This window comes from Cytobacillus sp. BC1816, from assembly GCF_051353635.1.
Taxonomy (GTDB): Bacteria; Bacillota; Bacilli; order Bacillales; family Cytobacillaceae; genus Cytobacillus; species Cytobacillus oceanisediminis_C.
In genome coordinates this window covers 506,853-519,507 of the sequence record NZ_CP195611.1, presented here as the reverse complement: position 1 = coordinate 519,507, position 12,655 = coordinate 506,853, and the positions used below count along the sequence as shown (strand labels likewise).

Genomic DNA, 12,655 nt, shown 5'->3' with positions numbered 1-12,655 from the left:
TTTCCAAACAGATATCCCCGAAAAAACTGGTATCCCTTGTCCCGGATCGGGTTCGCGCTTAATAAAAACATAACAAAATAATATTTAATTGAATCTTTATGTTCGACTCAAACAAAAGACTATCCTCTGCCGAAGAAATAATCACTCATACCGCAAAGATTCAATCGGACTCAGCCTCGAAGCTTTATTGGCCGGCAGCAGTCCGAAGATGATGCCGATCGCCATCGAGAAGAAAAGGGCTCCTGCAACGACCTGCCAGGAAATGAGCGATGGCCATCCGGCAAAGAATGAAATCAGGGATGCCGTACCCCAGCCGAGCAGGATTCCCAGTACTCCTCCAATTAAGGTCAGCGTGACAGATTCGATTAAAAACTGGCCCATGATTTGCCCCCTGGTCGCTCCGAGTGCTTTACGGATTCCGATTTCCCTCGTTCTTTCTGTTACAGATACGAGCATGATGTTCATGACACCAATTCCGCCGACAAATAGCGAGATACCGGCGATACTGCCGATGATTAGAGTCATGACCTTTGTAATCTGGCCGATTCCTTCTGCCATTTCTTCCATGTTGATGACCATATAAGATTCTTCTGTATTATGCATCTTGTTAAGTAAGCTGGCAGCCTTCTTTCCGGCCGTCTGAAGCTGATCAGCGGATTCTGCCTGAAGCGTCACCTGGGTAAAGTCACTCTTCCCATAAATAGTCTGCCATGTTTTAGTAGGCACATAAATCTCCAGAACACCGAATGAAAAGAGCCCTGTCGGCTTTTCCATGACGCCAATGATCTCTATCGGCTGGTTCCCAATCCGGATCACTTCGCCAACCGGCGACTTGCCATTAAATAGCTCCTCCTGCATGGAATAGCTGACAAGCCCCACCCTGCGTCCGCCAAGGAAATCTGCAGCCGTAAAGGATCTCCCTTTCTCCAGGTCAACATTGTTCAGCTCAAAATAGGCTGGACCGACTCCTGTTGTGGATGTTTCTGCCGTCTGTTCTCCAAACGAAGACTGTGAAAACTGTGAGCTTGAAGCAACTACTCTTTTAATCTCTGGAATCTGCTCCAGTGCTTTGATATCCTCCCCATCAAAAGGAGCTTCATTAAATATGTTTGGGTTTGCCTGAATTTCCTCGTCAGAAGGCTGATAAAACAACTCCACTGTATTACCTGGACCTGTCAGCTGCGTCTTCAGCATCGCTTCTCCGCCCTGGCCGATTGCGACTACAATAATAACAGCCCCAACACCAATAATGATCCCAACCATCGTTAAAATCGATCTCATTTTATGCGCCTTCAATGAACTAAGTGCCATTTTGATATTTTCTAAAAAACTCATGTAGGCGCCCCCCTGCGGGAAGGTTCTGCGGACACAATCAGCCCATCCCTCACCATAATCGTGTGATGGGCATACTCTGCAACCTCAGGTTCATGTGTAACCATTACAATCGTTGCCCCTTCATGGTTCAGCTCACTGAACAGTTCCATAATGGAGGCGCTTGTTTTCGTATCAAGAGCACCTGTCGGTTCATCCGCCAATATGATCTTCGGTTCGTTCACAATCGCTCTGGCGATGGCAACCCGCTGCTTCTGACCTCCTGATAGGGCATTTGGCAGGTGCTCCATCCGATCAGCAAGACCCACTTTGACCAGCGCGGCTTCCGCCCTTTCCAATCGTTCCTTTTTTGCAAGGCCGCTGTAAATCATCGGAAGCTCTGCATTTTGAATAGCCGTCAGTCTCGGAAGCAGGTGAAACTGCTGAAACACAAACCCAATCGATTGATTTCTGACCTTTGCCAGCTCCGCTTCCGAGTAATGGGATATGTTCTCACCATCCAGTTCATATATTCCTTCTGTCGGCAAATCGAGGCATCCAATAATATTCATAAGCGTCGATTTTCCAGATCCGGATGGCCCCATAATCGCCACAGAATCACCTTGTTCAATGCTCAGATTAATCCCTTTTAAAACTTCAATGCTTTCTTTCCCCGCCTGATAGGACTTGGTTATGCCTTTGAGTTCAATCATTTCGCATCCACTTCCATGCCGTCTTTCAGCTGATCTGATGGATTAGTAATAATCAAATCCTTCTCAGTGAGGCCGCTTGCTATCTCAATTTTATTCCCGGAAGCCACACCTGTCTCCACTTCCTGTTTATAGCTTTTCTGATCCCTGACCACGAATACAAATACGCTGCTGTCTCCGGTTATAACCGAGTTTGCCGGAACAGTCAGTGCCTTCTTCTTATCCGTTTCAATTTCCATTATGAGCTGAAACCCTGGTTTCAGGGACATTTCCTTCACCGTTACCTCCATCCGATACTGTGGCGCACTATTTTCGGCAGGGTTCACTCCCTGATTCTCTTCTGGCATATCGGCTACTTCGCTGACTTCGCCTTTCCATTCCTTTTCAGGAATCGCATCGGACCGGAGAGTCACCTTTTGCCCCTCTTTCACTTTTAATGAATCGAATTCTGAAAGTAAGCCTGATGCGCCGATCGCTTTTAAATCTCCAACATAAATGACAGGTTTTCCTGCCGAAGCCGGATCAGAGGAGGCTGCCTTGTTTACCTGAAGCACCAATCCATCCATTGTGCTTTTTACCTCTAATTCTCCAAGTCGTTTTTCAACATCTTTCTTCTGCAGAAGCACCTGGCTTAATTCAAGATTCGCCAATCGCTTTTCCAGTTTCAACTGATCCCTTTCAGGCTGTATCTGTTTTTCCGCTTCCTTTTCACCAGCCTGTTTGCGCAGCTCTTTTACCTTATCCCCCAGCTGGACTTCCTCTTTTTCCAGCTGGCTGATTTTTATATAGCCTGATTCAGCCTGAAGTTTGACCTTTTCCAATTCAAGCTCCAATGCCTGGTCATCAAATTTGGCCAGCACTTCTCCTTTTTTAACAGAATCCCCTTCTTCCACCAGGAACTCCTTTATTTCTCCCTTTTCAGGAGATGCATATATTTTCTGCTCATTCACCAGCTCTGCCATTCCCGGAATCATGATCTGCTCTTTAATTTCTTCCTGAACCGGATGGGCGGTTTTTACTTCAGGCCCTTTCGCAAACGCCTGCCTGTAGACGCTAACGCCAGCCAGCAGCAAAAACACAGCCGCAACTCCGATCGCTATCCAAACTTTCTTTTTCATTTAGACACCAGTCATTCCAGAAAGGGTATTGCTGATTAAAGTGAAGACAATGCCGATGATGAAGAAGGCAATCGCAATGCCCCAAGCCCAGCCTTTTGATAATCCTCCAACCCGATGAAGGCCAATAGCTGTTACAACAGACTGCCAGATGCTGAATAACTCGATAGAACCCAGGACCCCTGGTTTCTCGCTGTTCATCAATCCTGCTAAACTAGTAATAAATATTTCCGGATTTCCCCCAATAGCTGCTCTTAATGCCATATTGACCAAAAGGCCGATCCCGCCAATAACAAGAATATAAATATTCATGGAAAATATCTGTTTGAACGTTGCATCTGATCCAGCAATTCTTATGAAAATCATATAAATACCACCGGAAATGAGGGCAATCACTACAGGTGTGAAAATTCCTGTTATTGCCACACCCACCCTAGAAAACATCATGACCATCTCTGCTTCGGCCTCACTCATGCCATCAAGCCCAAGGTAAGAAGCATCCATTGACATGGCCATCAGGAACATTCCAACAGCATACAGAATACTGATTAGAATCAGCGGAACCCCAATCTTAGGGTTCCGGCGAATGCGGTCAAACTGCTCCCCCGGACTCCAAACCATTCCCAGCAAACTCGGTTTCTCTTTGCTCGTTTTTACTTCTTGTTCCATAAAGAACACTCCTATTCTATTAAAAATGATTCCACTATAGCTTTACGGAATAATATAGAAAAAGTTTCAAAAAATTACAATTTACCCATTAAAAATACCAGGGTCTCTCCCCTGGTATCCTGTCTACACAGCCTTCCGCTGAAAATAAAAATAGCCGCCAAGATAAAACAATAAAAAGAATCCGCCGATAACAGTCAGAAGCTGTTCCCAAGGGATAAAGAATATATCGCCAGTATCTGTCGCTGGATACATCATTGCAAACGGCTGTGCCCACGGATAATAGGGGCCCACTTTCTCGGAATTCATCGCCAGAATGGATGGCAGCGTAAAAACGACGTTGACCGCAAAAGGTGCCGCAAAGCTTTTGAACCAGACGGACATCCACAGCTGCAGGGCGACTAATGGGAAAGTCGCCACCCAGCCTCCCAATATGCTTTTCCAGATAATCGCTGCCGGAAACGGATCGGCCACACCTTTATACAATCCTGCTCCAAAAATGGCAGCTAAATATAATAACTGGATAAACAAAACCAATAGCAGAATCAATACATACTTAGCTGCAAACACTTTGCCCCTTGTGACAGGCAGCGCCAAAACCTGCTTCCAGCCCCCGGCCTGATGCTCATACCGGCAGACAAGGCTTGCCAGAACCCCTGTGACTAACGGCAAAAAGAGGACCGAATAAGGCAAATTCATATAAATCAAAAGCATGTACCATTCATTCATCGCTCCCGCCGTTTCGGCTGTATCTGCCCCAATCCCGGCACCCAGCCCAATCAGCGGTCCCACTAAAAGAATGCCGAAGATCTTTGATTTACGCAGTTTAAACCACTCTGACTTCAAAATAGACAGCATCTATTTCACATCCCTTCTCGCAAAATCAATCATGCCGGCTGTGTATAATAAAACGCCGGCTCCAATTCCAAGCAGGACGTTGATGAGCGGTTCATTCCACTCATTCAGCAGCAGCGGCCATTTCCAAATCAGCCAATCCGGCAAAGTAAAACCAGCATAGGTCAGAATCACACCCAGAATCCCCAGAGTGATTGGCACACCCTGGTTTACACTCACAGTCGCTATCCAAAGCTGCAGCGCCAAAACTGGCAAAGCTGCAAAAAAAGGATAAAAGCTGTATTTCAGCAGACCCGTATACGGAATCTCCCCGCCCAAATCCAGAAAAAATCCAAAAGCCATCGTGAACAGCATCAAAAGCACAGAAGAAGTCAGAAGCAGAATCGACAGCACCGTGAACTTCGATAAATACACGCTCATCTTTGAAACTGGCAATGCAATCAGCTGTTTCCAGGCGTTCGTTTCATTTTCAATGCTTGACATAAATGACGTCAGAATTACGATGCCCAGCACAATCGCCAGCGGTGTGAACGAATGGATATTATCCAAATAATACCCCCACCGGTCATCATTCTGCCCGAACAAATAATCCTTGCGCACCCCGTAATTGACCATCTGCATGGCTACTACCCCAATTGGACCCAATACGGTCAGGAACCAGATTCCTTTGCGCTTAATCTTCATAAATTCAGCTGCCAGCAATTTTCCCATCATCCGGCCTGCTCCTCCCTCGTCATCTGAAGGAAAATGTCTTCCAATGATCGCTTTTCTTCTTCCACCCGGTAAACGGAAAATCCATCTGCTACAAGTCCGCGTACAGCCTCAGCCACTTGCTCATCCGATTGCTGCGGCAGCGAAATGATGCCACTATCCAAACCAGCCTTCATTCCTCTTCCCAGCAGGGAGCGCCAGGCTTTGTCGCTCTCGCTGACCTTTAATAAAACAGATTGCTGTGAAAACATGCGCATCGCCTCAATAGAATCCTGAAAAATCATTTTCCCTTTCGTGACAATACCCACTGTTGTCGCCATCTGATCAATCTCTGAAAGCAAATGACTGGAAATTAACACGGTCATCCCGCATTCCGATGGCAAGCTTTTAATTAAATTGCGAATTTCAATAATACCTGAAGGATCTAATCCGTTTGTCGGCTCATCCAGAATTAGCAATTCCGGGTTATTCAGCAGCGAAGCAGCAATTCCAAGCCGCTGCTTCATGCCAAGTGAGAAACCCTTTACTTTTTTATCACAAGCATCTGTAAGCCGGACAATCTCCAGCACTTCAGCGATTCTCTGCTTCGGCACACCCAGTATCTTTCTCATTGCTTCCAGATTTTCTTTTGCCGTTAAATGGGGGTAATATGACGGTGATTCTACAAGCGAACCTACCCGTCCTAATATATTTAGTCTTTCTTTCTTTAAATCTTTTTGAAAAATTTCAATCCTGCCGGAATCAGGCTTCATCAGCCCCAAAAGCATCCGGATAGTTGTCGTTTTCCCCGCACCATTCGGACCCAGAAATCCGTAGATTTCCCCTTTGGGTATTTTCATTTCCAGACCTGACACAGCTTTCTCCTTACCAAAATGCTTCGATAAATTTTCCGTTCTTACGATATACTCCATTCCTCTCACCTCACTTTCCATCTTAGCCAGTCAAGGTTAAAACAAAGGTAGAGGAAAGTTTAAAATTTGTTTAAATATCTACCCGCTTATGTATTTTGAAACTTATACTTCACCGCTTTGTTCGAAATTTCAGATGGCGGTTTCACTTGTCCGAGATGTCTGGCGCCCAGGCTTCAATCATAAGAGCTATTAATTATAGTAAGGAATATTTAAAAAAGGATCTTCAGCTGGAAGATCCCTTAGTATAAGAAAAAAAGTGACTACTTTATTTACTTTTTGATGATATCGTTTTTTCAGTCAGCACTTCCAAAGCATCTCGTACATCATTGGCAAAGCGAATTGGTTTTTCCACTTTTTCAAAATGCATATACATCAGCCTTGGGTCATCAAAGAGCCAATGATTATGAAAAGCTGTCACAATAATGTCATGTTTACGAAGCTCACTGATGAATGGGTTTATCTCTTCTTGCAGGATCACCGTTTCTCCACTGCAAAGAGCCCGGCCGTCTGCTGTCAATGACTCGAATGCAAACATTTGAGGAATCAATAAAAAGGAATTTCCCCTCCTGCCAAGAACGCGTGGCCTAATATTTGTACGGGATTTCATTACAAGGCAAACCCCATTTTCAAATGTATTCATGCTGCCTTCCAAAATTCTGTTGAACTCTTCACAAAGTTCTTCTCCTCGTCTATTTGATGATCTTTGTACCCTGCCGGATCTTCCAACATTGCGGGTAGTTAATAAGTCTAGTGCATTTCTTACTTTTCTGGCAAAAGCTAAAGGTTCATCAATAGATTCAAAATGCATATACATTAACCTTGGGTTTTCAAAAAGCCAGTGATTATGAAGGGCAGTGACAATGATTCCATCTTCACGCAAGCTGGTCATAAATGGGTTAACTTCCTCCTGCAGGAGGACTGTCTCACCAAGACATAATGCCCGGCCGTCCCGATCGAAATTTTCAAATGAATAAGCCTGAGGAACAAACATAAAGGATTCAGCTCTCCGGCCTAATACAACCGGGTGTATATTTGTACGGGAATTAGTCGCAGTACAAACTCCATTTATGACAGATGGAATTGATCCCAGAATTTCGGCAAATTCCTGGCAAAGATCGTCTGGCTGTGTGTTGTCCATGTTATCCAATTGCAAATCATCTCCTGAACATTATATTTCTAGATATAGTATTCTGGATTGTAAATCCCGAGCATGACCATTATTCATGAACAAAAGTACATTATTTTTCTAATACAGTTGGTTAACAAAATCCTTTCATAGTAATTTTGTTTAGCTAACCCCCTATATGTTTTAAGTTTTAATAAATAAGATGCCATTCCCAGCTTGAGTGACTCCCTATTAATTCACTTAATAAATTTACTAAATGGCATCATAATTATTCTTAATGTCTACACCTAATCGCCTTCATTTAATTCTCCTGATTCTTATCGCTGTACCGTCAACACCAGATTCCATCTCCCAATCCAGCTTCATCCCCTTTACCATTAAATCGATAATGGATAAGCCAATTCCGGCTCCTTTTTCACCGGAACTGTTATTCAGCCCCTTCCCATGATCGATAAAAATAATCTCATCATACTCATAGGTGGATTCAGTCGCCACTTCAAGGTAAAGCCCATCCTTCGCATGCCGCAGCACATTTTGCAGGATGTTATCAAAAATACGGCTCAGCCACACCGGGTCTGCCTGCCATTTCTCTTCAAATGGCTCTAACTCGATGATCACTTCAAAACTTTCTTTCTCAAAAACCGGATACCATGATGCCATACTTTCACGAACAAACCGGACAGCATCCAGCTCGATCAGCTCCTGTTTATGTTTGCTTGCCATCAAAAGCGTGTAGCTCATTAAGTTCTCAATCAGTCTATCAATATTGACAATCGAAGTTTCCAGCGCTTTGACCGCCTGTTTTCCTTCTGGAGACAGATTTTCCTTTGCAATCGAGTATGTTTGCGCATTGATTTTCGTCAAAGGCGTCCGCAGGTCATGGGACAAGTTGGCGATAAGCTCCCTCCGAAGCTGTTCTTCCTCCTGCTCGCGTTGCTTGCTTTCCTTAAGCTCTATGATCATCTCATTAAAGGTCTGTTCCAGCTGGCCGATTTCATCATTCTTTTTCACATCAATGCCGATCGGAAGATTATCCATATCCCGTCTTTCCATCGCCTCCTGCAGATGAAGCAGCCTTTTGCGGATGCCACGGAAAAATAAAAAAGAGACGATGATAAACAGGGAAATGATCAAAAGCAGGCCCGCTCCTAGGAGAAGTCCATATTTCTCTGTTACCTCCACGATCGGCGGAAGAAATAAATCCCTCGGTATTTCAAGAACAATAAAACCATTCTTTTCATCCCCGCCAATAAAACTTATAACTGTAAAAGGATCCCCGCCATACCGTTCCTTTATAAACTTCGCTGTAAAGGCAGGAGTCCAATTAGCTGGCAGATCACCCTTCACATCCAGCTGCTCCAGTACATTTCCCTTTTCATCCACCCAAAACATCGAGGCATCAGGATAATCCTTTTTCCATTTCGAAAAAAGCCTCTGAATGGTTTCACTTGAGGAATTCTCCAGTTCTGCTGCATCCGCATGCCATTTTTCTTCAATATGATTGGGATCGGATTCATTCTTGTTTTTTTCTCCTGAAATATCCTCTTGGAGGCCCATAACCAGCATGGCCACAAGTAAATAAGCTGCCTGGAACAGAAATAAGGCAACCAGAATAATCGCCATATACTTTGCCTGCAGCGATCGGAAAAACCTTTTCATATCTTTACCCTGTAGCCGATTCCGCGGATGGTCTCAATGATTTCAGGACGCGAAGGGTTCCTCTCGAGTTTTTCACGAAGATAGCGGATATGAACCATAAGGGTTTTGTCGCCCTCCATATATTGTTCTCCCCAGACGCCTTCATAAAGCTGCTCTTTTGTCAGTATCTGATTCAGATGGCGAATGAAGTACTGAAACAGCTGATACTGCTTGCCTGTCAATTGAATTTCACCACCTGCTTCCCGATCGATAATCCGCAAATCCTTTGTATGTACCTGTATGTGGTGAAGCTCCAGCACCTGATCATTCTTTTGAAATCGCCTTAACAGCACTTCAATCCTCGCAGCAAGCTCATCCGGCTGGAAAGGCTTTGTCAGATAATCATCAGCGAAGCTCAGGCCCTCCAGCTTATCCTCCACTGCTGTTCTTGCCGAAAGCATTAGTACTGGCATGTCATTCTTTACTTTCTTAATCCGCTTGCCAAGCGAAAATCCATCAAGCCCCGGAAGCATCACATCCAAAATGGCAATATCGGCATCAGAAAGATAATTTTCCATACCTTCTCCAGACTGCAGCCAGATCACCTCATAACCTCTTTCCCCTAAATCATTTTTTAGCCAGCTGCCAATATCGCCTTCATCTTCTATGTATAAGATGCGAACCATTTTCTCCACCCTTTATCATTATTCGTGATTTTATATTAACACAATTTGGAACTTCTCCTGTCTCGAGCCTATCCTAATACAAAAAAACGGACGTGCTTGTTACACACGTCAAATTTGTCAAAACTCATATCGACGGAAGCGCGGACCTTCAGCCTGATACATTTTCTTTAACATTTGCTTTGCTCTGTAAATCCGGATTTTTACCGTTGAGATGTTCATCTTTAAACGAAGCTGAATTTCTTTTAATGATAGATGTTCAAAGTAGTATAAAATGAGCAATACCTTATATTTTTCAGGCAGCATGGCCACCTTTCTCTGCAAGTCCTCATATTCAACGTTTCGGATCAGCGCTGCTTCAGGAGTTGCTGCTTCTTCATTTGTAAGCAAACCTGCCTTTTCGCTTAAATATGAGCAATCTCCTTTCATATTACGAATTTTATCGATGCAATAATTTTTCGCCACGCAATAGACCCATGTATCCAGCGTACTGGTTCCTTTGAAGCCGCTCCGCTTTTCAAAGCACTTAATCATGACTTCATGGGAAACATCTTCTGCCATAAATCTGTCCTTGAAATAAGAAAGCGCGATATGATACACCTTTTTTCTGTACTTTAGGTAAAAGTCACTGTCGCTTAATTGATTCATCCTTATCAATCCTACTATTCTATTTCTATGTAAAATTCAGAGTCAGAGAGCCTCACACTATAATAACGCAGCTTTCGGCACACCCTTTACCTCAAGAACGCCGTTTCATCACAGTTATCTTAGTTTTGTACTCAAAGAACCCTTCCCCGATATATTCCTTAAGATGGCCGAGAACTTCACCAATGACGCGGGCTGGCTTTATAAAACATTCTTCTTGCTCAGTTATTGGACAGTTCTGATGAAAAAGAAAACCTCTATGATTATCTTGTACTTGTTTATACGAAAGGTAATCTTTAAAGTTTCAATTTTATGGAAGAAACCCTATTTTATTTGTACTTCATCCGTACGGCTCTTATACCAGGAATAGAAAGAAGAAGCCACATCTGCCGGCACATTCTCCACACTGGCATGCTGTACAGGCTTACCTCGATTCACTGTCTGTATGGAGGCAAGCCCAAACAGCTTTTGCCACCGTGTTGCCGTTACTTCTGCCTCAATAATCTTACTTCTTTTAGAGATAAATAACCGCGTGCCAACAATGCCGGTTTTGAATTGAATAAAAGGGCCATTGATCAAATATCGGGCATTTGTATACCCAGCGACTCGTACAAAGACAATTAAGGAAAAGAGAAGGATAGACCCTGCCAGCCAGGTTTCTTCAATACCCAGGAATTCAGGCTTGAAATAAACCAGGGCGGCTGTTGATAGGATCCATAACCAGCTTGGCTTTAATAAGCTTGCCCATAGGGCCTTTTTCGGAAGCGGGTGCATCTTCTGTAAAATTTCATAAGCCGGCAATATCTCCTCCGCTATCTTATAAGCCCGATCAACAGGCAGAAAAGGAAATAGCGAATTTACGCCTTCCTTTTCATCTCCTTCTGAAACATCACCTGCTGTCACCAGTTTCACTTCAGCTGCCCCGGTCAAACGTTTCATCATATTCTGCTTGATCTCTATTGCCTGTACTCGATCTTTTGAGATAGAAAAGGAGGTCTCTTCTAAGAATCCCTTGCGGATATAAATGCGGGTCTCATCAGAAAATATTTCATATTTACCATACTTGATAAAGGTCCGCAAGAAACCTGCCAATACAGATATAATCAGAAAAAAGATGATTGCAGCAGCCTGCACCTGCCAGGAATCCAGAAATCCCTTCAAAAATCCTATTCCTCTTTCTTCCAGATCAATAAAATCAGATATCTTTGTATAAATAGAAACTACTAAAGACAGCAGTACAAGAAAGCTTAGGGATGTAAAGGCCGCTTTTATAAGATCTTCTTTTCCGGGAGAAAAATGCAGTATTTTTTCACTCACTTCCGGCACTTCCGCTTTCGTTTTCGCAGAAACCGCCTCTTCCAGCCAGTTCGCTTCTTTTAAGGAAATTACCTTAAACTCTATTGAAGACTCACTTCCATCCATTCCTGTTTCAAAGATAAGAGATGTGAATCCAAATAGCCGGTGAAGCAGAGACGTATGTCTCTGGATATTTTGGACTTTAGTAAATGGTACAGTTCTCTTGGAGCGGACAAGGATTCCCTTGGATAAATGGATATGAGCATCGTCCACTTCATACTTATTTGATAGCCAATCTATGAGAACATACAAAGCAGCCAAAGATATAAAAGGAAGAAAAAGCTTCTGTCCCCATACAATCAAAAAAGATTGGGAGCCCGCTTTCATCACAAATAAAAAGAGGGCAATAAAGGCTGAATTTCTTAGTAATTGAATGAGTCCAAACAATATAAGAAGCGGATGATATCTTCTGGCTTGCTTCATTCGTCCTCTTCCTTTACTTTGGCAAGTTTGGCTATCTTATTTCTTAATGAAACAGCCTCCTCTTTTGGCAATGCAGGGATTACATGAGAGGAACCCATCGTCCCCATGCTTACGGAATATAGGCCGTATTTCCTCATAATGGGACCCTGCACGGTCTCAACCGATTGTATTTTGGTCATGGGAATCAGCAGATGCTTTTCCTGCCACACGCCTGACTTCAGCTGGACATATTCTTCATCCACATCGTAACGCCAGCTTTTGTACTGAATGTAAGGCGATATGAAAGACCAAATTGCCGCCGGTATCGATATAGCCAATAAAATGATCAGGATCCACCCGATCCATTCCTTCCAAGAAAATCGATCATCCAGATAAAACAACACTCCGAGAACCGCAAATCCGATGATATTTTGGATCGCCTCACTGATGATCCATACCCGGATGGCGTTACGTGATACCCTGTTTCGGGGTTCCTTTAAATTTACATGCATATAAACTCCTATCT

Annotated in this window: 13 protein-coding genes; all 13 read right to left on the bottom strand. The window is 43.6% G+C overall.

Annotated elements, in window-relative coordinates; all coding sequences use genetic code 11:
• Positions 1 to 141: 141 nt before the first annotated feature.
• The 13 genes from ACR42H_RS02780 to ACR42H_RS02720 all read right to left on the bottom strand — a co-directional run bounded on the left by ACR42H_RS02780 (position 142) and on the right by ACR42H_RS02720 (position 12,641).
• On the bottom strand, positions 142 to 1,335 hold the full coding sequence (locus tag ACR42H_RS02780; protein WP_113884264.1) for an ABC transporter permease: 1,194 nt from the start codon (positions 1,333 to 1,335) through the stop codon (positions 142 to 144).
• On the bottom strand, positions 1,332 to 2,024 hold the full coding sequence (locus tag ACR42H_RS02775) for an ABC transporter ATP-binding protein (protein WP_436374644.1): 693 nt from the start codon (positions 2,022 to 2,024) through the stop codon (positions 1,332 to 1,334). The genes ACR42H_RS02780 and ACR42H_RS02775 overlap by 4 nt, the downstream gene beginning before the upstream one ends.
• A complete protein-coding gene (locus tag ACR42H_RS02770; protein ID WP_113884266.1) occupies positions 2,021 to 3,139 on the bottom strand; it encodes an efflux RND transporter periplasmic adaptor subunit in 1,119 nt (372 codons plus the stop codon). The genes ACR42H_RS02775 and ACR42H_RS02770 overlap by 4 nt, the downstream gene beginning before the upstream one ends.
• A complete protein-coding gene (locus ACR42H_RS02765; protein ID WP_436374643.1) occupies positions 3,140 to 3,805 on the bottom strand; it encodes a Yip1 family protein in 666 nt (221 codons plus the stop codon).
• Between the two features lie 123 nt (positions 3,806 to 3,928).
• Positions 3,929 to 4,660, bottom strand: coding sequence for an ABC transporter permease (locus ACR42H_RS02760; RefSeq protein WP_436374642.1), 732 nt, complete (start codon positions 4,658 to 4,660; stop codon positions 3,929 to 3,931).
• Positions 4,661 to 5,371, bottom strand: a complete 711-nt coding sequence (locus ACR42H_RS02755; RefSeq protein ID WP_436374641.1) for an ABC transporter permease — start codon at positions 5,369 to 5,371, stop codon at positions 4,661 to 4,663. It lies immediately after the preceding gene.
• A complete protein-coding gene (locus ACR42H_RS02750; RefSeq protein WP_113884270.1) occupies positions 5,368 to 6,279 on the bottom strand; it encodes an ABC transporter ATP-binding protein in 912 nt (303 codons plus the stop codon). The genes ACR42H_RS02755 and ACR42H_RS02750 overlap by 4 nt, the downstream gene beginning before the upstream one ends.
• A gap of 265 nt (positions 6,280 to 6,544) precedes the next feature.
• Positions 6,545 to 7,417 (bottom strand): DUF1259 domain-containing protein, encoded by an 873-nt coding sequence (locus ACR42H_RS02745; protein WP_436376817.1) that lies wholly within the window; start codon positions 7,415 to 7,417, stop codon positions 6,545 to 6,547.
• Positions 7,418 to 7,702: 285 nt separating this feature from the next.
• Positions 7,703 to 9,064 (bottom strand): sensor histidine kinase, encoded by a 1,362-nt coding sequence (locus tag ACR42H_RS02740; RefSeq protein WP_436374640.1) that lies wholly within the window; start codon positions 9,062 to 9,064, stop codon positions 7,703 to 7,705.
• Positions 9,061 to 9,729, bottom strand: a complete 669-nt coding sequence (locus ACR42H_RS02735) for a response regulator transcription factor (protein ID WP_436374639.1) — start codon at positions 9,727 to 9,729, stop codon at positions 9,061 to 9,063. Before ACR42H_RS02735 ends, ACR42H_RS02740 begins: the two co-directional genes overlap by 4 nt.
• Positions 9,730 to 9,846: 117 nt before the next feature.
• Positions 9,847 to 10,374: an RNA polymerase sigma factor gene (locus ACR42H_RS02730; RefSeq protein WP_436374638.1), complete on the bottom strand. Its 528-nt coding sequence runs from the start codon at positions 10,372 to 10,374 to the stop codon at positions 9,847 to 9,849.
• A gap of 321 nt (positions 10,375 to 10,695) precedes the next feature.
• A complete protein-coding gene (locus ACR42H_RS02725; RefSeq protein WP_436374637.1) occupies positions 10,696 to 12,150 on the bottom strand; it encodes a PH domain-containing protein in 1,455 nt (484 codons plus the stop codon).
• Positions 12,147 to 12,641 (bottom strand): PH domain-containing protein, encoded by a 495-nt coding sequence (locus ACR42H_RS02720; RefSeq protein ID WP_436374636.1) that lies wholly within the window; start codon positions 12,639 to 12,641, stop codon positions 12,147 to 12,149. Before ACR42H_RS02720 ends, ACR42H_RS02725 begins: the two co-directional genes overlap by 4 nt.
• Positions 12,642 to 12,655 lie beyond the last annotated feature (14 nt).